A 25,445-nucleotide genomic window follows, 5' to 3' on the forward strand; every position below is an offset into this window, starting at 1 on the left:
ACCTTCTTTATATATATAAAGAATGATTTTATGAAAGTATATATATTTTTATTAAAGGTCTTTTACTCCTTAGTTACAACACACTTTAATAGTGTACATCCTTCGTAAATTAAATTATAATAAATTATGAGTTTATATGGACGGGAATTAATTATAGGAGGTAACATTTTGAGTTTAGTAAAGAAAAAGAATGACGATATTCGCATTATTCCACTTGGGGGCGTAGGCGAAATCGCTAAAAATATGTATATCGTCGAAGTAGACGATGAGATGTTTATGTTAGATGCAGGATTAATGTTTCCTGAAGATGAAATGTTAGGAGTAGATATTGTTATTCCTGACATCCAATATGTAGTAGAAAACAAAGATAAATTAAAAGGGATATTTTTAAGTCATGGTCATGAACATGCAATTGGTGCAGTGAGTTATATTTTAGAGCAAGTTGATGCACCAATTTATGGTTCAAAACTTACTTTAGCTTTAGTTAAAGAAAGTATCAAAGAAAGAAATATAAAGAAAAAAGTACGATATTATACTGTAAATCATGATTCAGTGATGAGATTTAAAAACGTCAATATTACTTTCTTTAATACATCACATAGTATTCCAGATAGTTTAGGTATCTGTATTCATACTTCACACGGTTCAATTGTATATACAGGTGAATTTAAATTTGACCAAAGTTTACAAGGGCATTATGCTCCTGATATGAAACGCATGGCTGAAATTGGAGAAGAAGGTGTTTTTGCTTTGATTAGTGATTCAACTGAAGCAGAAAAACCTGGTTATAATACTCCAGAAAATGTCATAGAATCGCATATTTATGATGCATTTGCTAAAGTAAAAGGTCGTTTAATTGTTTCATGCTATGCATCGAATTTTATTAGAATTCAACAAGTATTAAATGTTGCTAGTAAATTAAATCGTAAAGTATCTTTCTTAGGAAAATCTCTTGAAAGTTCATTTAATACTGCACGCAAAATGGGATATTTTGATATTCCTAAAGATTTATTGCTTCCAATCAATGAAGTTGAAAACTATCCTAAAAATGAAGTCGTTATTATAGCAACAGGTATGGAAGGCGAACCTATTGAAGCGTTGAGTCAAATGGCCCAACATAAACATAAGATTTTAAATATTGAAGAAGGCGATTCAGTTTATTTAGCCATCACTGCTTCAGCAAATATGGAAGTTATTATAGCCAATACGTTAAATGAACTTGTTCGAGCAGGTGCACATATTATTCCAAATAATAAAAAAATTCATGCCTCTAGTCATGGTTGTATGGAAGAATTAAAAATGATGATTAATATTATGAAACCTGAATACTTTATTCCTGTTCAAGGTGAATTTAAAATGCAAATTGCGCATGCAAAATTAGCAAATGAAGCAGGCGTTGCACCTGAAAAGATTTTCCTTGTCGAAAAAGGTGATGTGATTCATTTTGATGGCTCACACATGGTATTAAATGAAAAAGTAAATTCAGGTAATATTCTCATCGATGGTATAGGTGTAGGAGACGTTGGAAATATTGTGTTAAGAGATCGTCATCTTCTTGCAGAAGATGGTATCTTTATTGCAGTAGTAACATTAGACCCTAAAAATAGACGTATAGCTGCTGGACCTGAAATTCAATCACGCGGATTCGTTTACGTACGTGAAAGTGAAGAATTAATGCAAGAAGCGGAAGATAAAGTTCGAGAAATTGTGGAAGCTGGACTACAAGAAAAACGTATAGAGTGGTCTGAAATTAAACAAAATATGCGCGACCAAATTAGCAAGCTTTTATTCGAAAGTACAAAACGTCGCCCAATGATTATTCCAGTTATTTCTGAAATTTAAAAGATATACATTTAATAAAGAGGTCGGGACAATATCACTTTTATAAAATAATTAAAAATATAAACGTTTATCATTCTTATTTATAGATTCATTGATGTATTAAATTGAAAGTATATAAAAGATAAGACATTTACCCTAACTTTTATAGTGAACTCTATAATTTTAAAAGATGATTTGACTCATTTATTTTTAATTATTTAAAAATGGGCTTAAAGGTCTATGTGATACATATTGTCTCAACCTCTTTCATACTTTTAACTCTAAAACATAACTTACATTTTTTTATATTTTTGAAAATGTCATTATTATAATTAAAAATAAAAGAAGGTGTAACATTTGCCACGAACTAAGAAAAAAACAACGACTAGAAAAACCAATTCAAAGTCGAAAACGAAAGCACGCCAAACTAAAAAGAAAAAGCAACAAAAAACAGATAGTTCTGTAAGGTATATTATTGCTATTGTAATTGTGATTATATCTATTTTAGGAATATTTCAATTAGGGCTTTTTGGTAGAATGATTGATAGCTTTTTCAATTATTTATTTGGCGCAAGTCGTTACCTTACATATATTTTAGTAAGTTTAATTACAATTTATATTGCAATGCAAAGACATTTTCCAAAAACACGTCGTACATTCGGTCTCATTTTATTACAATTTGTATTACTGATTGTTTCTCAACTCATTTATTATTTTTCTAAAGGAGAAGTTGCGAAAAGAGAACCGGTATTGTCTTACGTTTATAAATCTTATGAACATACTCATTTTCCAAATTTCGGTGGAGGTATTATTGGCTTTTATTTATTAAAATTATTTGTACCTTTAATCTCTATTGCTGGGATTATCATTGTGACTTTGATTTTACTGATATCAAGTTTTATCCTATTACTAAAATTACATCATAGAGATGTGGCGAGAAACACAATTGATTATTTTAAACGTTCTACTCAGAGTGCCTCATCTACTTTAAAAGAAAAAAGAGAAGCAAATAAAATTAGAAGAGAAGAACGATTACGTGAAAAAGAAGAACAGCGTCAAGCATTGGCACACCAAAGAGAATTAGAAGAACAACAAAGGAAAGATGAAGTCATGAAAGATGTGAGTGACTTCCCAGAAGTGAAACAGCAACATGAAGATATTCCTATATATAGCCATCATGCAGCAACGGATGAAGAAAAAGTACGATCTAAACGTAAAAAACGTCAATTTGACATAGACCATCAAGATAAAGAACCTACGCATGTGTCTGCGTCAAATTCTATGAAAAAAGATAAAATAAAACACGTTTCTAATGATGACGATACGAATAATAGTTCGATCATAGAAGCAGGAGAAGTTGGCAATGTAGCCTATCACATTCCTCCTTTATCATTACTTAAACAGCCAACAAAACAAACGACAACTTCAAGAGCTGAAGTACAACGTAAAGGTCAAATATTAGAATCAACCATGAAAAATTTTGGAGTTAATGCTAAAGTGACTCAAATTAAAATTGGACCGGCTGTCACTCAATATGAAGTTCAACCAGCTCAAGGTGTTAAAGTAAATAAAATCGTTAATTTACATAATGATATAGCTTTAGCACTTGCTGCGAAGGACATTCGTATTGAAGCGCCTATACCTGGACGTTCAGCTGTAGGCATTGAGGTTCCAAATGATAAAATTTCTTTAGTTACGCTAAAAGAAGTTTTAGAATCAAAGTTTCCAGCAAAAAATAAATTAGAAGTCGGTTTAGGACGAGACATCTCCGGAGAACCAATGACTATTGAATTGAATGAAACACCTCACTTATTAGTGGCTGGTTCTACAGGTAGTGGTAAGTCAGTATGTATCAACGGTATTATTACGAGCATTTTATTAAACGCTAAGCCACACGAGGTAAAATTAATGTTAATTGATCCTAAAATGGTAGAATTAAATGTATATAATGGTGTTCCACATTTATTAATACCTGTAGTAACAAATCCTCATAAAGCATCACAGGCATTAGAGAAAATTGTAGCTGAAATGGAACGTCGTTACGATTTATTTCAACATTCGTCTACTAGAAACATTGAAGGATACAATCAATTTATAAGACGTCAAAATGAAGAACTTGATGAAAAGCAATCAGAACTTCCTTATATCGTTGTCATTGTTGATGAATTAGCAGATTTAATGATGGTGGCAGGAAAAGAAGTTGAAAATGCAATACAGCGTATTACACAAATGGCCCGTGCAGCGGGTATACATTTAATTGTAGCAACACAACGTCCTTCTGTAGATGTTATCACGGGGATTATTAAAAATAATATCCCTTCAAGAATTGCATTTGCTGTAAGTTCACAAACAGACTCTAGAACAATCATAGGCTCTGGAGGAGCAGAGAAATTATTAGGCAAAGGCGACATGCTTTATGTTGGTAATGGTGAATCCACACAGACACGTGTTCAAGGTGCATTTTTAAGTGATCAAGAAGTACAAGAAGTTGTAAATTATGTAGTTGAACAACAAAAAGCAAATTACGTAAAAGAAATGGAACCTGATGCTCCTGTAGAGAAATCAGAAATGAAAAGTGAAGATGCACTATATGATGATGCATACGCTTTTGTAATTGAGAAACAAAAAGCAAGTACGTCGCTTTTACAAAGACAATTCAGAATTGGATATAATCGTGCATCAAGATTAATGGACGATTTAGAGAGAAATAATGTTATTGGTCCACAAAAAGGCAGTAAACCAAGACAAGTTTTAATAGATTTTGAGAATGAAGAGGTGTGAGTATGACTGAATTGAACTCAGTTTTTAAAGTAAAAGAATATATTTTTAAAAAAATAAAAAATCATTCTTTAAAACCTGGTGATAAACTTCCTAGCAATTTATCCATTGCTAGAGAAGTTAACGTTAAAACAGATGATGTCTATGAAGCGATTGGAGAACTTATTATTGAACAAGTTTTAACTGATAATTTTGAAGAAGGAACAAGTATAAAGGCTCTACAGCCCTTTTATTATCCTTTAAATAAATTATTTAGTATTAGTGAAATGATTAAAAAAGCGGGATATGAAGCAAGTACAGAATATTTGAGTTTAGAGCAGCAACCCGCTTCTTTATTAGATGCAAAAATGTTAGATATTAAAGATAAGCAGCCTATAACAATTATTGAAAGACTACGTACTGCGAATCATCATCCAGTTATTTATTGTTTAGATAAGATTGCTGAACATCATTTAACTTGTACCGAATATCAAGAAAGTGATGGATCGATGCTTAATGCAATTGAACTTAATACTGGGCATAAGGTAGCTTCTGCTGAAACTGAAATTGAAGCAATCAGTTATGAACCTCATATTTCTAGCATATTGAATGCTGAACCACATGAGGGATTAATGTTATTAAAGGTTGTCCATTATGATGAAATGGGTAAACCTATTTTATACTCATTAAATTATATAAAAAGTAGCCTAGTGAAGTTTAAATTAACACGCACAAAAATTTAATAACAGGTAAAGGAGTGATTGATTATTTTGAAACAACATACTAATCATCAAATACATATTGATATTCTTCCAACTGAGAAATTTAAAACAACGATGATCACATTTAAATTTATAGCACCACTTGATTACGAAACAATTACTGCTCGTTCATTACTAAGTAAAGTATTGGTTCGTGCCACAAAAAAATGGCCAACAGATAAATCATTTAATAAACAATTATCAGAGCTTTATGGAGCTTATATTAATAGCTTTGTTTCTAAATTTAAAGATAAACATGTCATTACTATTTCTTTAGAAATTGTAAATGAACATTATCTTAAAGATACTACACCATTATTTGAAAAAGGTTTGAATTTATTAAAAGAAGTCATCATGAATCCACTTGTTGAGAATAATTCATTCAACTCTACATTTGTTACTCAAGAAAAATCATTATTACATAAAAAAATAGAAGCGATGATTGACAATAAAGCGCAATATTCATTTATTAATTTATTAAAATATATGTTCAAAAATGAAGCTTATCGTTATTTAGCTATAGGTCAAATAGAAAATATTGCGCGTATTACAAATGAAAGTTTGTATGATACATATAAATCTATGATAAATAATGACATGTGTTCAGTGTATGTAGTGGGAAATGTAAATGAAAAAGAAGTTACATCACTCATAGAAAATTCATTTAGTCTTAGCTCAACGACGTTTGACTTTAATCATAATGTAAATACTGACTGTACCGACCAATCTACTGAAACAATCATTGAAAAAGATACCGTTGACCAAGCTAAATTAAATTTAGGTTATCGTTTTCCAACTCATTATGGAAACGAAGATTACTATGCACTTGTCGTATTAAATACTATGTTTGGCGGTGATCCTTCTTCAGTACTATTTAATGAAGTACGTGAAAAACAAAGTCTAGCTTATTCTATTCATTCGCAATTAGATGGAAAAAATGGCTATTTATTTGTATTAAGTGGTGTATCTGTTGAAAAATACGATATTGCAAAAACTACAATTATTGAAGAATTCGAGAAGTTTAAAGTAGGAGATTTCTCTGAAGAAAAATTAGCATTAGCTAAAAAAATTATCATTTCACAACGACAAGAAATTGCAGATAGACCTAAAGGTATTATTGAAGTCATGCAAAATCAACTACTTTTAAATCAGCCTCAATCAGATAAAGAATACATGGAATTAGTTAATAAAGTGACTAAAGAAGATGTCGTTAAAATGGCAAATCAAGCCTATTTAGATACGATATATGTATTAACGAAGGGAGGTCAATCATAGTGCAAGAACAATATTATGAATTGATTGATGAACGCGTCTATAAACATGAACTAAATAATGGATTACGCTTATTTGTAATTCCTAAAAAAGGATTTCAAAAAACATATGTGACCTATACAACTCAATTCGGTTCGTTGGATAATACATTTAAACCTCATCATAAAGATCAATATGTGACTGTACCAGATGGAGTAGCACATTTTTTAGAGCATAAGTTATTTGAAAAAGACAATGATGAAGATTTATTTACTGCATTTGCCAATGATAATGCTCAAGTCAATGCATTTACAAGTTTTGATCGTACGAGTTATTTGTTTAGTGCAACTGATCAAGTTGAACGAAATATTCTACGTTTACTTGATATGGTGGAAACACCCTATTTTTCAAAAGAAACAGTAGACAAAGAAAAAGGAATTATTGCTGAAGAAATTAAAATGTATCAAGAACAACCAGGATATAAAATTATGTTCAATACATTACGTGCAATGTATCATCATCATCCAATTAAAGTAGATATTGCAGGTAGTGTTGAGAGTATTTATAGTATCACTAAAGATGATTTATACTTATGTTATGAAACGTTTTATCATCCATCCAATATGGTATTATTTGTCGTAGGAGATGTGGATCCTAAACGTATTTGTAATGTTATTGAAGAACATGAAAATCGTCGTCATAAAACAAATCAACCTTCTATTCAAAGAGGAGCAATAAAAGAACCAAATGAAGTAGTTCAATCATTTATATCTGAAAAAATGAAATTACAGTCTCCACGTTTAATGCTAGGGTTTAAAAATGAACCTTTGGATGAAGCACCTGAGAAATATGTTCAAAGAGATTTAGAAATGACTTTATTTTTTGAACTCGTATTCGGTGAAGAAACAGATTTCTATCAATCTCTTCTTAATGATGATTTAATTGATGATTCATTTGGATATCAATTTGTTCTTGAACCTACTTATAGTTTCTCAATTATTACAAGTGCTACTCATGAACCAGATCAATTAAAGGATAGGTTACTTACTGAATTAAAGAAATATAGAGGAAACTTAAAAGATTCAGAAGCGTTTGAATTATTGAAGAAGCAATTTATTGGTGAATTTATCTCTAGTTTGAATTCCCCAGAATATATTGCAAATCAATATGCAAAATTGTATTTTGAGGGTGTAAGTGTATTTGATATGTTAGATATTGTAGAAAATATTACTTTAGATAGTATTAATGAAACTGCTAAACAATATCTAAATATTGATCGTCTTGTTGATAGCCGTTTGGAGATAGATTAAATATGAAGGCATTAGTATTTGGTGGTTCTGGTAGTATTGGTAGTGCGATTGTAGATCGTTTATTAAAAGAGGGATATGAAGTAGTACTTCAATATTATCAATCTGATATTTCATCCTTAGAAAAAAAGTATAAAGGTGAAGCCGTAGAATTCATTCAAATGGATTTGACTCATGATATTGATTTAAATGATATATTTAGTCATATAAAACAGTTAGACTGTTTAATTTATAGTAGTGGTACATCATTATATGGCATGCTACAAGATATGAAAGATAAAGAGATAGATGAATGTTATCATATTCATGTCAAACAGTTGATTCGATGCTGTCGATATTTCATAGACCTATTGAGAAAAAGTACAAATGGTAGAATTATTGTTATCTCATCAATTTGGGGCGAGACGGGAGCAAGTATGGAAACTATTTATTCAGCAATGAAAAGTGCTCAAATTGGATTTGTAAAGGCCCTCAGTCAAGAGCTAGCATTGACGAATGTCACTGTGAATGCTATAGCACCTGGTTTTGTTTCAGGACGTATGGCTAAAGCATTCAGTGATGAAGAAAAAGCAGTTATCTTATCTGAACTACCACAACAAAGAATGATAGCTCCACAAGAAGTAGCACATGTGTGTGCTTATTTATGCCATCCTAATGCTAAGAGTATTACAGGAACAGTCCAAAAGGTTAATGGTGGTTGGTATATTTAAAAAGTATCCTAAATTTTAAATGCAGATTTGACGATTCGTTTTTTATAATCAATGATATAATAAATTTAATTATATAAGGGGAATATTTCAAATTGTATTTAAACAAGGGGTTGGTTAGATGACTGTTGCTAAAAAAAAGGAATGGTATTTAGAATACGAGATAATTGTTAATCGGGCTGGACTTTTAGGCGACGTATCGAGTTTACTTGGTATGTTAGGAATTAGTATTATTACTATAAATGGTGTTGATCAAGGGCGTCGTGGATTACTTATTAAGACAGATAGTCTTGAAAAAGTCACACGTTTTGAAAATATCATTCATGAATTGAAAGAAATAGAAATAACAAAGTTAAGAATTCCAGAGTTACGTGATCGTTTAGCAGTGCGTCATGGTCGCTATATTGAACAAGATGCTGGTGACAAAAAAACATTTCGTTTTGAACGTGAAGATTTAGGTTTACTTGTCGACTTTTTAGCAGAATTATTTAAAGAAGATGGTCATAAATTAATAGGTATTAGAGGGATGCCTCGTGTTGGAAAAACAGAATCGATTGTCGCAGGTAGTGTCTGTGCGCATAAACGATGGCTATTTATAAGTTCAACATTAATTAAACAGACAGTTCGTAGTTCTCTTATAAAAGGTGAATATGATGCTAATCATGTTTATATTATTGATGGTGCGGTAACTGCTAGAGAAACAAATCCTAAACATCAACAGTTAGTTGAAGAAGTGATGACTTTACCGTCAATAAAAGTAGTTGAGCATCCAGATTTATTTATAGAAACAAATCAATATAGCATCGATGATTTTGATTATATTATCGAGCTACGTGAACATGAGAATCAAAAAATTGAATATGATCACATGAAACAACAAGTTAAACAACAAGCAATTAAAAGCAAAAACACATTAGATTTTGGAGAAGATGTGTTTGGCGGTGGCTTCGGTTTTTTTGAGTAATGAAGGTGGAGGCGTCAAAAGTGAAAACAATTGGTGAAACCTTAAAAGGTAGAAGAGAAAGATTAGGAATGACATTAACAGAATTAGAACAACGTACACAATTAAAGCGAGAAACGTTAAAATATATTGAAGAGAATAAATTTGATCAACTTGCCAAAGTGGATTACGCTGAAGGTTTTATTAGACGTTATGCAAGTGTAGTTAATATGGATGTAAATCAACTCATTAAAGTGCATCATGAAGAAATTCCTAATCAACATAATCAACTCGATACACTTTTACATCATTATCGACACAACGAAGTGCCCGAATATCGTACTAAAAATAAAGAACCTATTCAATTATTGATTATGATTAGTATTGTTATAATTATTACTTTTATTATGTGGGTATTAGCAGTATTATTAATATAATATACATATAAATTAAGAAATGAGGTATTAAAATGAATATACCTAACCAGATTACAGTTTTTAGAGTGATTTTGATTCCAGTATTTATATTATTTGCTCTAGTAAACTTTGGTTTTGGAAGTGTATCTGTATTAGGTGGATATGACATAAGAATAGAGCAACTTATTGCTGCTATTATTTTTATTGTAGCTTCTTTAAGTGATTTTTTAGATGGTTATTTAGCAAGAAAATGGCAACTTGTAACAAATATGGGTAAGTTTTTAGATCCATTAGCGGATAAATTATTAGTTTCTAGTGCTCTTATTGTTATGGTTCAATTAGGGCTAACTAATTCAGTTGTAGCAATTATTATCATTGCTCGTGAGTTTGCGGTTACAGGTTTACGTTTACTTCAAATTGAACAAGGATTTGTGAGCGCAGCAGGCCAATTAGGTAAAATTAAAACAGCTGTTACAATGGTAGCAATTATTTGGATTTTACTTGGTGATTTATTCTCAAACTGGATTGGATTCCAATTAGGACAAGTATTATTATACATTGGCGTATTCTTTACAATATTATCAGGAATTGAATATTTCTATAAAGGTAGAGATGTGTTTAAGCAATAAAAGTATAATCAAATAAAGTGAAATGTAATGAGAGTCGCATAAAATGACTCTCATTTTTTTGAGTTATTTTTTAGATTATATAATAGATTAAGTATAAAATATGAATTAAGACTATATAAGGGAGAGGGACATATGAATATATCTATCATAGCAGTAGGTTCAGAATTATTATTAGGTCAAATAGCAAATACAAATGGCCAATATTTATCAAAACTTTTCAATCAAATTGGAAAGAATATAGTTGAACATACAGTTATCGGTGATAATCCTGATCGTTTAGAATTTATTATTAGAGAAGGACTAAAAAGATTTGACACATTAGTGCTCACTGGTGGATTGGGCCCAACTAAAGACGATTTAACTAAACAGACAGTAGCAAAAGTATTAAATAAAAACTTAGTGACTAATGAAGAAGCATTAAATTATATTGAAGATTTTTTCAAAGAACAAGGGCAAGAAATGACACCTAATAATAAACAACAAGCACTTGTAGTAGAGGGAGCGAAAGTATTAAAAAATCATTATGGTATGGCTCCAGGTATGTTTATTGAAATGGATAATAAAAAAGTAATTCTGTTACCTGGTCCTCCGAGTGAAATGCAACCTATGGCTAAAAATGAGTTGCTTCCATTACTTATAGATAATGACAATACTATTTTTTCAGAGCAACTGAGATTTGCAGGAATTGGAGAATCGAAAGTTGAAACAGAACTTATGGATTTAATTGAAAAACAAACTAATCCTACGATAGCTCCGTTAGCAGGGAAACATGAAGTATATATTAGATTAACAGCAAATGCTTCTACACAAAGTGAATGTAAAACATTGATTCAACCTATAAAAGAAGAAATACTAGAACGAATTGGTCAATTTTATTATGGTTCAGATGACACATTGTTAGAACAATCTGTAATGGAACAAATGAATTCTACAGTAAGTATATATGACGGGGTAACGGATGGAGCGATTTATACTCGTTTAAAACGCTTTGATAAACAAAATATATTAAAAGGAATATTACCAGATAATGATATATTTTTAAATCATCATTCAAGTATTGAAATGCAATTAAGAGACGCCTCTTCATATGTAAAAGATTTATATAAAACTGAAATGGGTATAGCAATATTACATGAGAAAGAGGAAGTTTATCTAGCAATTAATACAAAAGATGATTTTAAAATGACTACATTTAAGATAACACAATCAAGAAATATACTGCCCAACAGAAGTCAAAATTATGTATTAATAAGATTATTAAATTGGCACTAAAATGTACTTAAATTAAAAAATGGTTATAATTTTCGGGCACATTTGTTCGATTTTGTATTCATTGTTCTCTTTTTATACGAACAAATATTCGCAAAATACTTGTGTTTGAATATGGTTAAGAGTATAATATATATATAATATTAAATAGATAACTATCTCATATAGGAGGTTTCGTTTTGGATAATGATCGTCAAAAAGCTTTAGATACAGTTATAAAAAATATGGAAAAATCCTTTGGTAAGGGTGCAGTAATGAAATTAGGCGATAATAAAGGTCGTCGTGTATCTAGTGTATCAAGTGGTTCAGTTACTTTAGATAATGCACTAGGTGTAGGTGGTTATCCTAAAGGAAGAATTATTGAAATATATGGTCCTGAAAGTTCCGGTAAAACAACAGTAGCACTTCATGCCATTGCTGAAGTACAAAAAAATGGAGGCGTTGCTGCGTTTATCGATGCTGAACATGCACTTGATCCAGTATATGCTGAAGCATTAGGTGTTGATATAGATAATTTATATCTTTCTCAACCCGACCATGGTGAACAAGGTTTAGAAATAGCAGAAGCTTTCGTAAGAAGTGGAGCAGTTGACATTGTTGTTGTAGACTCAGTTGCTGCTTTGACTCCTAAAGCTGAAATTGAAGGTGAAATGGGAGATACACATGTTGGTCTTCAAGCACGTTTAATGTCTCAGGCTTTGCGTAAACTTTCAGGTGCAATTTCAAAATCAAATACTACAGCTATATTTATTAACCAAATTCGTGAAAAAGTTGGAGTAATGTTTGGTAATCCAGAAACTACACCAGGTGGTAGAGCATTAAAATTCTATAGCTCAGTACGTTTAGAAGTGCGTCGTGCAGAACAATTAAAACAAGGTCAAGATATTGTAGGTAACAGAACTAAAATTAAAGTTGTTAAAAATAAAGTAGCACCACCATTTAGAATTGCTGAAGTAGATATCATGTATGGTCAAGGTATTTCAAAAGAGGGCGAATTAATTGACTTAGGTGTAGAAAATGATATTGTCGATAAATCTGGTGCTTGGTACTCATATAATGGTGAGAGAATGGGTCAAGGTAAGGAAAATGTTAAAACATATCTTAAAGAAAACCCTCAAATTAAAGATGAAATCGATCGCAAATTACGTGAAAAATTAGGCATTTTCGATGGTGATGTTGAAGAAAATGAAGATAAATCATCACAAACATTATTCGATGAAGAATAATGTTAAATTTTTAATGCTTTAACTAGAATATACTTAAAAATATTAAAATTATTTTGTGTGAGAGTGAATGATGAGTTCGAAATGAATTCAATGTCACTCTCTTTCTTTTATAAGTATGTGTAGTGAAATTGAAGTGAAATTTCATATCTTGACACTACTGAGTACATAAACGTACAATTAATATGTATATTATTTATACAATTTATAAAAAATCATAGAGATTTTAATATACAAGCAAATACCTAGAAAAAGGAGGTGTTTATGTGAATTTATTAGACCTCCTACTCATTTTGCTGGGGATTATTCTAGGGGTTGTTGTAGGGTATTTTTTAGCCCGAAATATATTACATCAAAAGCAAATTCAAGCTAGACAAACTGCTAATGATATTATCAAACAAGGACAAAAAGAAGCAGATAATATCAAAAAAGAGAAATTATTAGAGGCAAAAGAAGAAAATCAAATCATTAGAGAACAAGTTGAAACAGAGCTACGTGAAAGACGTAGTGAGCTTCAAAGACAAGAAGCCCGAAATCTTCAAAAAGAGGAAAATTTAGATCGTAAATCAGAATTATTGGATAAAAAAGATGAGATTTTAGATCAAAAAGAATCCAAAATTGAAGAAAGACAACAACAAGTAGATGCAAAAGAGAGTAGTGTTCAGACGTTAATAATGAAGCATGAACAAGAATTAGAACGCATCTCCGGTCTCACTCAAGAGGAAGCAGTTAATGAACAACTTCATAGAGTGGAAGAAGAACTGTCACAAGATATTGCAGTGCTTGTTAAGGAAAAAGAAAGAGAAGCTAAAGAAAAAGTTAACAAAACAGCAAAAGAATTGTTAGCTACTACTGTACAAAGATTAGCTGCTGATCATACAACGGAATCTACTGTTTCAGTAGTTAATTTACCAAATGATGAGATGAAAGGTCGAATTATTGGTAGAGAAGGTAGAAATATTCGTACTTTAGAAACGTTAACAGGTATCGACTTGATTATTGATGATACTCCTGAAGCAGTGATTTTATCTGGATTTGATCCAATTAGACGTGAAATCGCTAGGACTGCATTAGTGAATTTAGTCTCTGATGGAAGAATTCATCCAGGTCGTATCGAAGAAATGGTAGATAAAGCTAGAAAAGAAGTAGATGACATCATTAGAGATGCAGGTGAACAAGCAACATTTGAAATCAATGTTCACAATATGCATCCAGATTTAGTGAAAATTTTAGGCCGCTTAAACTATAGAACAAGTTACGGCCAAAATGTCTTAAAACATTCTATGGAAGTCGCACATCTTTCTGGAATGTTAGCTGCTGAATTAGGCGAGGATGTTAGTTTAGCAAAAAGAGCTGGATTACTACATGATGTAGGTAAAGCAATTGATCATGAAGTTGAAGGTAGCCATGTTGAAATTGGTGTTGAATTAGCTAAAAAATACGGTGAAGTTGAAACTGTTATTAATGCGATTCATTCACATCATGGAGATGTTGAACCAACATCTATAATTTCAATTCTAGTAGCTGCTGCAGATGCATTATCGGCCGCGCGTCCAGGAGCACGTAAAGAAACACTTGAAAATTATATTCGTAGATTAGAACGCTTAGAAACTCTTTCAGAAAGTTATGAAGGTGTTGAAAAAGCGTTCGCAATTCAAGCTGGTAGAGAGATTAGAGTTATTGTTTCTCCTGAAGAAATAGATGATTTAAAATCTTACCGATTAGCTAGAGATATAAAAAATCAAATTGAAGAAGAATTACAATATCCAGGACATATTAAAGTGACAGTTGTTAGAGAGACTAGAGCAGTAGAGTATGCGAAGTAATTTTTAAAATTAAATAGGGACTCACTGAGTACTAAAAAACCTGAGACATGTTTAAAATGTCTCAGGTTTTTCATTATTTAAGTTGTAAATCAGTTTTTTTGATTTCAGAAAGAATTTCAGCTGTATCATAACAATTTGTAGCAATATTAGAATATCTTTCTGCTAAACGGTATGCGTTAATATATAATTCTAAGCTTTCTTTGGCCATATCTTCTGCATCTTCTGATTTTGATGGGTTTGCTTTTACAACTAGTTCTGCAAATTTTTCTGGATCGATATTAATAGACATTTAATTATACAACTCCTAAATTTTTATAATATTATAATAACATATGCTGTATGCATGCTAAAGTTAAGACTGTGTAATTTTAAAAAATATGAAACTCTACCTTTAATTATATAGTTATTTCAATTACACTATATTGTGAGAGGATGAACATTAATGCGAATTTTATTTATTGGAGATATCGTAGGAAAAGTAGGGAGAAATACCATTGCTGAATATTTGCCTAAATTAAAGCAAGCTTATAAGCCTACGTTGAGCATTGTTAATGCAGAAAATGCTGCTCATGGAAAAGGTTTAACTGAAAAATTATATAAACAATTGCTTAGAGATGGCGTGGATTTTATGACAATGGGTAATCATACTTATGGTCAAAGAGAAATTTATGACTTTATTGATGATGCTAAAAGAATGATAAGACCTGCTAATTTTCCGAGTGAAGCGCCAGGTGTTGGCATGCGTTTTATTCAGGTTAATGATATTAAAGTTGCCATCATTAACTTGCAAGGACGTTCATTTATGCAAGATATTGATGATCCATTTAAAAAAGCAGATCAATTGATTGAAGAAGCTAAAAAAGAAACTAATTATATTTTTGTAGATTTTCATGCAGAAACTACTTCAGAGAAAAATGCAATGGGTTGGTATTTAGATGGAAGAGTCAGCGCTGTTGTAGGCACACATACTCATATTCAAACATCTGATGAGCGTATTTTGCCCAATGGTACAGGCTATATTACAGATGTAGGTATGACTGGTTATTATGATGGAATACTAGGGATTAATCGCGAGGAAGTTATTAAGCGTTTTATTACAAGTTTACCACAACGACATGTAGTGCCTGATAATGGTAGAAGTGTACTTTCAGGTGTTATTATAGATTTAGATAAAAATGGAAGAACCAAACTCATAGAACGCATTTTAATCAATGAGGATCATCCTTTTGATAAATAGTGTATAGTCCATTAGTATGAATTTAAATAAAAGCCACTGTTGACATAGTAAGACGGTGGTTATTTTTGTTATGATTTAGTATGAATTAATTCCACAGGAGGCTAATGATATGAAACCACAAATATCATGGAAAGTGGGCGGACAACAAGGTGAAGGTATTGAGTCAACTGGAGAAATATTTGCTACTGCAATGAATCGAAAAGGTTATTATTTATATGGATATCGACATTTCTCAAGCCGAATTAAAGGCGGTCATACAAATAATAAAATAAGAGTCTCAACTTCTCCAGTTCATGCAATTAGTGATGATTTAGATATTTTAGTTGCATTTGATCAAGAGACAATTGAATTAAATCATCATGAAATGAGAGAAGATAGTATTATTATTGCAGATGCTAAAGCTAAACCTTCTAAACCAGAACATTGTCGCGCTCAACTTATTGAATTACCGTTAACATTAACAGCTAAAGAATTAGGTACTGCACTGATGAAAAATATGGTAGCGATTGGTGCAACTTGCGCAGTAATGAAATTAGATACAACAACTTTCGAAACGTTAATTACAAATATGTTTACTAAAAAAGGTCAAAAAGTTGTTGAAATGAATATAGAAGCGCTTCATCAGGGTTATGAGTTGATGAAGGATAAATTAGATACAGTAAATGGTGATTATTTACTAGAAGATAGTGAGGGTACACCACATTTATACATGATTGGTAACGATGCAATTGGATTAGGCGCGATTTCGGCTGGTTCAAGATTTATGGCAGCTTATCCAATTACGCCCGCTTCAGAAATTATGGAGTATATGATTGCAAATGTTCCAAAAGTAGGAGGAACTGTAGTACAAACTGAAGATGAAATTGCTGCAGCGAATATGGCAATTGGTGCGAACTATGCAGGAGTTAGAGCATTTACTGCGAGTGCGGGACCAGGTTTATCTTTAATGATGGAAGCCATTGGTTTATCAGGTATGACTGAAACACCACTAGTTATTGTTAATACGCAACGTGGAGGCCCTTCAACTGGATTACCTACAAAACAAGAACAGTCAGATTTAATGCAAATGATATATGGAACACATGGAGATATTCCTAAGATAGTAGTAGCACCAACTGATGCTGAAGATGCTTTTTATTTAACTATGGAAGCTTTTAATTTAGCTGAAGAATATCAATGTCCGGTTATCGTATTAAGCGATTTGCAATTGTCATTAGGTAAACAAACAGTAAAACAACTCGATTACAATAGAATTCAAATTAAACGTGGAGAGCTTATTCAATCAGATATTGAACGTGATGAAGATGATAGATCATACTTTAAACGTTATGCACTTACAACATCTGGAATTTCACAACGTCCAATCCCTGGTGTTAAAGGTGGTATTCACCATGTTACTGGTGTTGAACATAATCAAGAAGGTAAGCCAAGTGAAGCTGCTGACAACAGACGTGAACAAATGGAAAAACGTATGAGTAAAACTGCGAACTTACTTATTGAAACACCTGTTGATTATGATGAGAAACATGAGAAAGCAGATATTTTATATATCGGATTTATTTCAAGTAAAGGTGCAATTGAAGAAGGAAGTAAACGATTAAATAATAATGGTATTAAAGTTAATACGATGCAAATTCGCCAACTTCACCCATTACCAAAAGATATTATTCAACAAGCTATTGATAAAGCTTCAAGCGTCATAGTAGCTGAGCATAACTATCAAGGCCAATTATCAAATATCTTAAAAATGAATACTGCCATTCAAGACAAATTAGTTAATCAAACTAAATATGATGGTACACCTTTTTTACCACATGAAATAGAAGAAAAAGGACTTTCAGTAGCTAAAGATATGAAGGAGATGATGTAATTGGCTACATTTAAAGATTTTAGAAACAGTGTGAAGCCAAACTGGTGCCCAGGGTGTGGAGACTTTTCAGTACAAGCTGCAATCCAAAAAGCGGCAGCAAATTTAGGTTTAGAACCTGAAGAAGTGGCATTAATTACTGGAATAGGTTGTTCAGGTCGTTTATCAGGTTATATTAACTCTTATGGGGTACATGGTATTCATGGTCGTGCATTACCTCTTGCACAGGGAGTGAAAATGGCTAATAAAGACTTAACAGTCATTGCTTCAGGTGGCGACGGAGATGGTTATGCGATTGGCATGGGTCATACAATTCATGCATTACGTCGCAATATGAATATTACTTATATTGTTATGGATAACCAAATTTATGGCCTAACTAAAGGTCAAACGTCCCCATCTTCTGCTGTTGGATTTGTAACTAAATCAACACCTAAAGGAAATATAGAAAAAAATGTTGCGCCATTAGAATTAGCACTATCATCAGGTGCTACATTTGTAGCACAAGGTTTTTCAAGTGATATTAAAGCATTGACGAAATTAATTGAAGATGCAATTAATCATGATGGTTTTTCATTTGTAAATGTGTTTTCTCCATGTGTAACATATAATAAAGTGAATACGTATGATTGGTTTAAAGAACACTTAACTAGTATAGAAGATATTGAAAATTATGATCCAACAGATAAACAATTAGCGATGAAAACTGTATTAGAACATGAATCACTAGTTAAAGGTATTGTATATCAAGACACAACAACACCTTCATATGAATCACAAATTGAAGAATTAGATGAAAGTGCATTAACTAAAAGAGATATCCGTCTTTCTGAACAAGAGTTTAATGACTTAACTGCTCAATTTGTATAATTTTTTTAAAGGCATTCTTGAAAGTATCATATGACTTCAAGAATGTCTTTTAATTTAAGTTTAAATTTATAAAAATCTTGTTAAACTTCATTTATTTATTTTTATTAGGGAAGAAAATAATATAGTAAATAAAAGGAGTGGGGATGTTGGACAAATTTAAATCAATGCAAGAATTGGAAAAAGAAACGATAGAAAATGAAGACTGGAAAATAATAACTAGAAATCGAAATAGTAGTGTTTCAATATTAGCAATTCATGGTGGAGGCATTGAACCTGCTACAACTGAATTAGCAAGTATAATTGCTGATGAAGGAGGATATAATTACTTTATTTTCGAAGGTTTACGTAGTAAAGGAAATAAAGAATTGCACGTAACTTCTACACGTTATGATAATAAAGATGCAATGAATCTGGTAACTGAAAGTAACCAAGCTATTGCTATTCATGGTTGTGAAGGGAACGAGAGCATTGCTTATGTTGGTGGAAAAGATGAACGTCTAAAATCACTCATCAAAGAACAATTAAATCATATTGGTATAAAAGCAAAAGAAGCACCAAGCCATATTTCAGGTCAACAGGATAATAATATTGTTAATTGTACAACTAGAGGTAGAGGTGTACAAATTGAGTTAACTACCTCATTACGTAAGGCTTTTTTCAAAAATAATAAAATAAATCGAAAAAGTAGAGAAAATCAGTCAAATTGGGATAAATTAATGTACGACTTTGCAAAAGCCATAAAATCTGCAATAGAAAATATAGAATAACTCAGATTTATAAAGATAATCATGATAAAATAAAATTATAAATAAATCATAGAGGTGAAATTTATGCAAGATACGTTAATGAGTGTACAAATAGTTCCTAAAACACCTAATAATGATGATGTTATTCCTTATGTAGATGAAGCTATTAAAATTATCGATCAGTCGGGGCTACATTACAGAGTAGGTCCTCTTGAAACGACTGTCCAAGGTGATATGAGTGAATGCTTAATTTTAATTCAAAAATTGAATGAAAGAATGGTTGAATTAGAATGTCCTAGTATTATTAGCCAAGTGAAGTTTTATCATGTGCCAGAAGGGATATCTATTGAAACTCTAACTGGTAAATATGATGAAGCATAACATATGTTAAAGTTAAATGAAGTTTAGTTAAAGTGGAGTAAGATTCAAGATGACATCTATTCCACTTTTTTATTCAATATTTAATAATAGAATATATTAATTTGTAAACTCTTTTTGCACTTTAATGCTAATTTTAATATAATGTACTAATGATATTAGGGCATATAGAAAGGATTTTTGTAAAGTGAATGAAGAGCAAAGAAAAGCTGGTACGATAGATATTTTAAACGAACGTAATAAAAAAGCAGAAAAAGACTATAGTAAATATTTCGAACATGTTTATCAACCACCTAATCTTAAAGAAGCAAAAAAGCGTGGTAAACAAGATGTTCAATATAACCGAGATTTTCATATTGAAGATAAATATAAAGGTATGGGGAAAGGACGAACATTTTTAATTAAAACATATGGTTGTCAAATGAATGCACATGATACTGAAGTAATGGCAGGAATTTTGCAAGCTTTAGACTATCAAGCAACTGATGATATTAATGAAGCGGATGTTATATTAATTAATACATGTGCTATTCGTGAAAATGCTGAAAATAAAGTATTTAGTGAAATAGGTAATTTAAAACATTTAAAGAAAAATAGACCTGAAACATTAATTGGTGTATGCGGTTGTATGTCACAAGAAGAATCTGTTGTAAATAAAATCTTAAAATCATATCAAAATGTGGATATGATTTTTGGAACGCATAATATCCATAAATTACCTGAAATTTTAGAAGAAGCATATTTATCAAAAGCCATGGTCGTTGAGGTTTGGTCTAAAGAAGGCGACGTTATTGAAAACCTACCTAAAGTGCGTGAAGGAAGTACAAAAGCATGGGTTAATATTATGTATGGATGTGATAAATTCTGTACATATTGTATTGTACCTTTTACACGAGGAAAAGAACGCAGTCGTAGACCACAAGATATCATTGAAGAAGTTCGAGGTCTCGCTCGTGAAGGTTATAAGGAAATTACGCTTCTAGGACAAAACGTTAATTCATATGGAAAAGATATTAAAGATTTAGATTATGGTCTAGGTGATTTATTAGAGGATATTTCTAAAATTGACATTCCACGTGTACGTTTTACAACGAGTCATCCTTGGGATTTTACAGATAGAATGATTGAAGTGATTGCAAAAGGTGGAAATATCGTTCCTCACATTCATTTACCTGTGCAATCTGGAAATAATGCTGTATTAAAAATAATGGGACGTAAATATTCACGTGAAAGTTACTTGGATTTAGTTGATAGAATTAAAGAAGCTATTCCTAATGTCGCCCTTACTACTGACATAATAGTAGGATATCCTAACGAAACAGAAGAACAATTTGAAGAAACACTTTCATTATACGATGAAGTTCAATTTGAACATGCTTATACGTATTTGTATTCACAAAGAGATGGTACGCCTGCTGCTAAAATGAAAGATAATGTTCCAACTGAAGTGAAAAAAGATCGCTTGCAACGTTTAAATAAAAAAGTTGGTCAATATTCAGAAAAAGCAATGCAACATTATGAAGGACAAGTTGTTACTGTTTTATGTGAAGGAACAAGTAAAAAAGATGAAACAGTTCTAGCAGGTTATACTGAAAAAAATAAATTAGTTAACTTTAAAGGACCACGTGAAGCCATTGGTCAGCTTGTTGATGTTAAAGTTAAAGAAGCAAAACAATACTCATTAAATGGTGAATTTTTACATTTTCATAATCAAGTTATGGTGACTAATTAATATGTATGAGAAAGAAGATATTCTAAAACAAGCAGATAGTGTATCGAACAAAATAAAGGGACTAGAATTGATTAAACAATATCAAAATGTAGAGCAACAAATTCATGAGAATTCATCAATTGACCAAAAAATGAAACAATTAAAATTGCAACAAAAACAGTCAGTAAATTTTCAAAATTATGGCAAGCATCAGGCTTATCAAAAATCTGAAAAAGAAATTTCTCAACTTGAAAAAGAAATCAATGCATTACCTATTGTTGAAGAGTTTCGGTCAGCGCAATTTGAAGCAAATGAGTTGTTGCAATTGATGGTTTCTACTATGGAACAAAGTTTAAATAAGCATAATGAAAAAGCACATCATGACTCATAAACAGAAGGGAATATTCAAAGATGAAAACTAAAAAACTTACCATTACAGCTTTACTCATTGCTTTTAATGTCGTATTTAGTAGTTTTATTATTATACCTTTAGGTCCAGTAAAAGCAGCCCCAGTACAACATTTTGTAAATGTACTATGTGCTGTTTTTGTAGGACCATGGTATGGTTTAGCACAGGCTTTGATTTCTTCTTTAATAAGAATAATATTTGGAACTGGCAGTGCATTTGCCTTTCCTGGTAGTATGATTGGTGTGTTTCTAGCTAGCATCTTCTATATGTATAGAAAGCACATATTTATGGCTGCAGTTGGAGAAGTGATTGGAACTGGAATCATTGGTAGTTTAATGTGCATTCCACTATCTTGGATATTAGGTTTGCAACATTTCTTTATCAAACCATTAATGCTTGTATTTTTAGTTTCAAGTTTCCTTGGTGCGGCGATTAGTTATATCTTACTTATAGTGTTAAAAAAACGTGGATTATTAGATAAATTCAAATAAATATTTTATTTAAGATTATCATTTCATACGCTTAATAAGTTTAGTGTTTATTAAGCGGAATAAAGAGATGATAATCTTTTATTTTTAAGTTGTAGAATAATATTCTAATTTAGATAACGAGCGCTTCAGTATGACATATGTTAAAATATACAAGTTAAAATGTGAGAAACAAGTATATATCAGTAAGGTTGTGAAAAAAATATGGCTAATGTGACACCTATGATGCAACAATATTTAAAAATAAAATCTCAATATCAAGATTGCTTATTGTTTTTTAGATTAGGTGATTTTTATGAAATGTTCTTTGAAGATGCTAAAGAAGCATCTAGAGTATTAGAAATTACTTTAACTAAAAGAGATGCTAAAAAAGAAAATCCAATTCCAATGTGTGGTGTTCCGTATCACTCAGCAAATAGCTATATTGAAACACTTATTAACAATGGATATAAAGTTGCTATTTGTGAACAGATGGAAGATCCAAAACAAACTAAAGGCATGGTTAAAAGAGAAGTAGTTAAAGTAGTCACACCTGGAACAATGATGGAACAAGGCGGAATGGATGAAAATCAAAATAATTATATTCTTAGCTTCATTCAGAATGAAAATGGATACGCATTAAGTTATTGTGATGTTTCTACTGGTGAATTAAAAGCTACCAATTTTGAAGATGAAAGCACGTTAATTAATGAAATCATTACGATTAACCCAAATGAAATTGTAGTACGAGAAGACATAAATGAAGATTTAAAAAAACAAATTTCACTTACTACAGAAACGATTACAGTTAGAGAAGAAATTTCTGATATGGAATATAGTGTCAATACATTAGAAAATAATTTAATGTTTTTGACAACACAATTATTGTTAGATTATATTCATCATACTCAAAAAAGAGATTTGTCTCATATTGAAGACGTGATAACCTATGCGGCGATTGACTTTATGAAAATGGATTATTATGCAAAACGCAATTTAGAGCTTACTGAAAGCATACGTTTAAAAAGTAAAAAAGGAACATTGTTATGGTTAATGGATGAAACAAAAACACCTATGGGTGCAAGACGCTTGAAACAGTGGATTGATCGCCCACTTATTCATAAAGACAATATTGAACAACGATTAGATATCGTAGAATCATTTATTGATCATTTTATAGAAAGAGATACTCTAAGAGGTTACCTTAATCAAGTATATGATATTGAAAGATTAGTAGGACGAGTAAGTTATGGAAATGTAAATGCTCGTGATTTGATTCAACTCAAACATTCTATTTCTGAAATTCCAAATATTAAATCACTTCTTGAACAAATGAATAGTGTGACAACAACGCAGTTTAGCACATTAGAACCATTAGAAGATTTACTGACAGTCTTGGAAGATAGTTTAGTAGAAGAACCACCTATTTCAGTTAAAGATGGGGGGCTGTTCAAACAAGGATTCAGTAAACAACTAGATGAGTATTTAGAAGCATCTAAAAATGGAAAAGATTGGCTCGCACAACTTCAAGCGAAAGAACGTGAAAGAACAGGTATCAAATCTTTAAAAATTAGCTACAATAAAGTTTTTGGTTACTTTATTGAAATCACACGTGCTAATCTTCAAGGATTCGAACCAAGCGAGCATGGCTATCATCGTAAACAAACTTTATCTAATGCAGAAAGATTTATTACAGACGAATTAAAAGAAAAAGAAGATATTATTTTAGGTGCAGAAGATAAAGCAATTGAATTAGAATATCAACTGTTTATTCGATTGAGAGAGCATGTTAAATCATATACTGAAAGATTACAAAGACAAGCAAAAGTGATATCAGAGCTTGATTGTTTACAAAGTTTTGCAGAAATTGCACAAAAATATAACTATGTTAGACCAAAATTTAGTGATGATAAAACATTGAACTTAGAAAATTCTAGACATCCTGTTGTAGAACGTGTGATGGATTATAATGATTATGTACCAAATGATTGTTATCTTGATCAAAATAACTTTATTTATTTGATTACTGGCCCAAATATGTCCGGTAAATCAACTTATATGCGACAAGTGGCAATCATTAGTATCATGGCACAAATGGGAGCTTATGTACCATGTGATAATGCAATATTACCGATTTTTGATCAAATTTTCACAAGAATTGGTGCAGCAGATGATTTAGTATCCGGTAAAAGTACCTTTATGGTTGAAATGCTAGAAGCACAAAAAGCATTAACATACGCAACAGCAGATAGTTTAATCATCTTTGATGAAATCGGACGAGGAACGTCAACATATGATGGCTTATCTCTAGCGCAAGCTATGATTGAATATGTATCTGAAACATCACATGCTAAGACGCTTTTTTCAACCCATTATCATGAATTAACAACATTAGATCAACAGCTATCTAGTTTAAAAAATGTACATGTAGCAGCAGATGAGTATCAAGGTGAACTTATTTTCCTTCATAAAGTTAAAGAGGGTGCTGTTGATGATAGTTATGGTATTCAAGTTGCTAAATTAGCAAATCTTCCTGAGAAAGTAATTGAAAGAGCTCAAGTTATTTTAAATGCGTTTGAACAAAATGGAGTATTAGATGAGAATGTCCATCGTCAACATTATAATGACAACTCTAAAGATATTGAAAATAAGAATCATTTAAATAATAAGGAAGAACACTCAACTATTAAACAAACAGATGTGTTTGAACAAACAAGTTTTGACTTATTTAATTCGAATGAAACACAAAGTGAAATAGAAGCACAAATTAAAAATTTAAATATTTCAAATATGACACCTATTGAAGCATTACTTAAGTTAAGCGAATTACAAAATCAGTTAAGATAGAGGTGT

General features: G+C 31.2%; 21 protein-coding genes and 2 pseudogenes. 22 read left to right on the forward strand and 1 reads right to left on the reverse strand.

What is annotated here, in order from left to right:
* Positions 1 to 168: 168 nt before the first annotated feature.
* From rnjB to rny, 13 genes and pseudogenes are all read left to right on the forward strand, one after another.
* Positions 169 to 1,842, forward strand: coding sequence for a ribonuclease J2 (gene rnjB / locus HMPREF2578_RS03895; protein ID WP_017174616.1), 1,674 nt, complete (start codon positions 169 to 171; stop codon positions 1,840 to 1,842).
* Positions 1,843 to 2,178: 336 nt separating this feature from the next.
* Positions 2,179 to 2,851: pseudogene (locus HMPREF2578_RS11435) on the forward strand (cell division protein FtsK); the annotation flags it as partial.
* Positions 2,852 to 2,928: 77 nt separating this feature from the next.
* Positions 2,929 to 4,602: pseudogene (locus tag HMPREF2578_RS03900) on the forward strand (DNA translocase FtsK); the annotation flags it as partial.
* 2 nt (positions 4,603 to 4,604) lie between these two features.
* Positions 4,605 to 5,321 (forward strand): GntR family transcriptional regulator, encoded by a 717-nt coding sequence (locus tag HMPREF2578_RS03905; protein ID WP_017174618.1) that lies wholly within the window; start codon positions 4,605 to 4,607, stop codon positions 5,319 to 5,321.
* Between the two features lie 93 nt (positions 5,322 to 5,414).
* The gene (yfmF, locus tag HMPREF2578_RS03910) at positions 5,415 to 6,614 is read left to right on the forward strand and encodes an EF-P 5-aminopentanol modification-associated protein YfmF (RefSeq protein WP_371089537.1); all 1,200 of its coding nucleotides are present in this window, start codon (positions 5,415 to 5,417) and stop codon (positions 6,612 to 6,614) included.
* Positions 6,614 to 7,900, forward strand: coding sequence for an EF-P 5-aminopentanol modification-associated protein YfmH (gene yfmH, locus HMPREF2578_RS03915; protein ID WP_017174620.1), 1,287 nt, complete (start codon positions 6,614 to 6,616; stop codon positions 7,898 to 7,900). The genes yfmF and yfmH overlap by 1 nt, the downstream gene beginning before the upstream one ends.
* Positions 7,901 to 7,902: 2 nt before the next feature.
* Positions 7,903 to 8,607 carry an elongation factor P 5-aminopentanone reductase gene (ymfI, locus tag HMPREF2578_RS03920; protein ID WP_017174621.1) on the forward strand — a complete coding sequence of 235 codons (705 nt, stop codon included), beginning with the start codon at positions 7,903 to 7,905 and terminating at the stop codon, positions 8,605 to 8,607.
* Between the two features lie 118 nt (positions 8,608 to 8,725).
* Positions 8,726 to 9,568 carry a DUF3388 domain-containing protein gene (locus HMPREF2578_RS03925; protein ID WP_002448864.1) on the forward strand — a complete coding sequence of 281 codons (843 nt, stop codon included), beginning with the start codon at positions 8,726 to 8,728 and terminating at the stop codon, positions 9,566 to 9,568.
* Positions 9,569 to 9,588: 20 nt separating this feature from the next.
* The gene (locus HMPREF2578_RS03930) at positions 9,589 to 9,981 is read left to right on the forward strand and encodes a helix-turn-helix domain-containing protein (protein WP_017174622.1); all 393 of its coding nucleotides are present in this window, start codon (positions 9,589 to 9,591) and stop codon (positions 9,979 to 9,981) included.
* Positions 9,982 to 10,013: 32 nt separating this feature from the next.
* Positions 10,014 to 10,589 carry a CDP-diacylglycerol--glycerol-3-phosphate 3-phosphatidyltransferase gene (gene pgsA / locus HMPREF2578_RS03935; RefSeq protein ID WP_017174623.1) on the forward strand — a complete coding sequence of 192 codons (576 nt, stop codon included), beginning with the start codon at positions 10,014 to 10,016 and terminating at the stop codon, positions 10,587 to 10,589.
* Between the two features lie 132 nt (positions 10,590 to 10,721).
* On the forward strand, positions 10,722 to 11,861 hold the full coding sequence (locus tag HMPREF2578_RS03940; protein ID WP_019835105.1) for a CinA family nicotinamide mononucleotide deamidase-related protein: 1,140 nt from the start codon (positions 10,722 to 10,724) through the stop codon (positions 11,859 to 11,861).
* 176 nt (positions 11,862 to 12,037) lie between these two features.
* On the forward strand, positions 12,038 to 13,084 hold the full coding sequence (gene recA / locus HMPREF2578_RS03945) for a recombinase RecA (RefSeq protein ID WP_002448773.1): 1,047 nt from the start codon (positions 12,038 to 12,040) through the stop codon (positions 13,082 to 13,084).
* A 263-nt stretch (positions 13,085 to 13,347) separates the two neighbouring features.
* Complete coding sequence (rny, locus tag HMPREF2578_RS03950) at positions 13,348 to 14,907, forward strand: ribonuclease Y (RefSeq protein ID WP_002448856.1); 1,560 nt, start codon at positions 13,348 to 13,350, stop codon at positions 14,905 to 14,907.
* 73 nt (positions 14,908 to 14,980) lie between these two features.
* Here the strand turns inward: rny and HMPREF2578_RS03955 are convergent, their stop codons facing one another.
* The gene (locus tag HMPREF2578_RS03955) at positions 14,981 to 15,196 is read right to left on the reverse strand and encodes a hypothetical protein (protein ID WP_002448781.1); all 216 of its coding nucleotides are present in this window, start codon (positions 15,194 to 15,196) and stop codon (positions 14,981 to 14,983) included.
* A gap of 153 nt (positions 15,197 to 15,349) precedes the next feature.
* Between HMPREF2578_RS03955 and HMPREF2578_RS03960 the strand changes: the two genes are divergently transcribed.
* The 9 genes from HMPREF2578_RS03960 (at position 15,350) to mutS (ending at position 25,439) form a co-directional block, all read left to right on the forward strand.
* Positions 15,350 to 16,144, forward strand: coding sequence for a TIGR00282 family metallophosphoesterase (locus tag HMPREF2578_RS03960; RefSeq protein WP_017174625.1), 795 nt, complete (start codon positions 15,350 to 15,352; stop codon positions 16,142 to 16,144).
* A gap of 109 nt (positions 16,145 to 16,253) precedes the next feature.
* Positions 16,254 to 18,014 (forward strand): 2-oxoacid:acceptor oxidoreductase subunit alpha, encoded by a 1,761-nt coding sequence (locus tag HMPREF2578_RS03965; RefSeq protein WP_017174626.1) that lies wholly within the window; start codon positions 16,254 to 16,256, stop codon positions 18,012 to 18,014.
* Positions 18,015 to 18,881, forward strand: a complete 867-nt coding sequence (locus HMPREF2578_RS03970; protein WP_017174627.1) for a 2-oxoacid:ferredoxin oxidoreductase subunit beta — start codon at positions 18,015 to 18,017, stop codon at positions 18,879 to 18,881.
* Between the two features lie 146 nt (positions 18,882 to 19,027).
* Positions 19,028 to 19,648: a poly-gamma-glutamate hydrolase family protein gene (locus HMPREF2578_RS03975; protein WP_017174628.1), complete on the forward strand. Its 621-nt coding sequence runs from the start codon at positions 19,028 to 19,030 to the stop codon at positions 19,646 to 19,648.
* A 63-nt stretch (positions 19,649 to 19,711) separates the two neighbouring features.
* Positions 19,712 to 20,008 carry a thiamine-binding protein gene (locus HMPREF2578_RS03980; protein WP_002448768.1) on the forward strand — a complete coding sequence of 99 codons (297 nt, stop codon included), beginning with the start codon at positions 19,712 to 19,714 and terminating at the stop codon, positions 20,006 to 20,008.
* Between the two features lie 184 nt (positions 20,009 to 20,192).
* Complete coding sequence (gene miaB, locus HMPREF2578_RS03985) at positions 20,193 to 21,737, forward strand: tRNA (N6-isopentenyl adenosine(37)-C2)-methylthiotransferase MiaB (RefSeq protein ID WP_017174629.1); 1,545 nt, start codon at positions 20,193 to 20,195, stop codon at positions 21,735 to 21,737.
* 1 nt (position 21,738) lies between these two features.
* Positions 21,739 to 22,107, forward strand: a complete 369-nt coding sequence (locus HMPREF2578_RS03990; protein ID WP_017174630.1) for a YlbF/YmcA family competence regulator — start codon at positions 21,739 to 21,741, stop codon at positions 22,105 to 22,107.
* A gap of 20 nt (positions 22,108 to 22,127) precedes the next feature.
* The gene (gene thiW / locus HMPREF2578_RS03995; RefSeq protein WP_017174631.1) at positions 22,128 to 22,616 is read left to right on the forward strand and encodes an energy coupling factor transporter S component ThiW; all 489 of its coding nucleotides are present in this window, start codon (positions 22,128 to 22,130) and stop codon (positions 22,614 to 22,616) included.
* A gap of 201 nt (positions 22,617 to 22,817) precedes the next feature.
* Positions 22,818 to 25,439: a DNA mismatch repair protein MutS gene (mutS, locus tag HMPREF2578_RS04000; protein ID WP_017174632.1), complete on the forward strand. Its 2,622-nt coding sequence runs from the start codon at positions 22,818 to 22,820 to the stop codon at positions 25,437 to 25,439.
* Positions 25,440 to 25,445 lie beyond the last annotated feature (6 nt).

It is taken from the genome of Staphylococcus sp. HMSC072H03 (assembly GCF_001809305.1).
GTDB classification, from domain to species: Bacteria; Bacillota; Bacilli; order Staphylococcales; family Staphylococcaceae; genus Staphylococcus; species Staphylococcus hominis.

Excerpts from the sequence above, each read along its gene's own strand:
- pgsA (WP_017174623.1), top strand. The coding sequence starts at position 10,014 with ATGAATATACCTAACCAGATTACAGTTTTTAGAGTGATTTTGATTCCA.
- HMPREF2578_RS03960 (WP_017174625.1), top strand. The coding sequence starts at position 15,350 with ATGCGAATTTTATTTATTGGAGATATCGTAGGAAAAGTAGGGAGAAAT.
- thiW (WP_017174631.1), top strand. The coding sequence starts at position 22,128 with ATGAAAACTAAAAAACTTACCATTACAGCTTTACTCATTGCTTTTAAT.
- HMPREF2578_RS03965 (WP_017174626.1), top strand. The coding sequence starts at position 16,254 with ATGAAACCACAAATATCATGGAAAGTGGGCGGACAACAAGGTGAAGGT.
- ymfI (WP_017174621.1), top strand. The coding sequence starts at position 7,903 with ATGAAGGCATTAGTATTTGGTGGTTCTGGTAGTATTGGTAGTGCGATT.
- yfmF (WP_371089537.1), top strand. The coding sequence starts at position 5,415 with ATGATCACATTTAAATTTATAGCACCACTTGATTACGAAACAATTACT.
- HMPREF2578_RS03980 (WP_002448768.1), top strand. The coding sequence starts at position 19,712 with ATGCAAGATACGTTAATGAGTGTACAAATAGTTCCTAAAACACCTAAT.
- HMPREF2578_RS03940 (WP_019835105.1), top strand. The coding sequence starts at position 10,722 with ATGAATATATCTATCATAGCAGTAGGTTCAGAATTATTATTAGGTCAA.
- HMPREF2578_RS03955 (WP_002448781.1), bottom strand. The coding sequence starts at position 15,196 with ATGTCTATTAATATCGATCCAGAAAAATTTGCAGAACTAGTTGTAAAA.
- HMPREF2578_RS03905 (WP_017174618.1), top strand. The coding sequence starts at position 4,605 with ATGACTGAATTGAACTCAGTTTTTAAAGTAAAAGAATATATTTTTAAA.
- HMPREF2578_RS03990 (WP_017174630.1), top strand. The coding sequence starts at position 21,739 with ATGTATGAGAAAGAAGATATTCTAAAACAAGCAGATAGTGTATCGAAC.
- HMPREF2578_RS03925 (WP_002448864.1), top strand. The coding sequence starts at position 8,726 with ATGACTGTTGCTAAAAAAAAGGAATGGTATTTAGAATACGAGATAATT.
- mutS (WP_017174632.1), top strand. The coding sequence starts at position 22,818 with ATGGCTAATGTGACACCTATGATGCAACAATATTTAAAAATAAAATCT.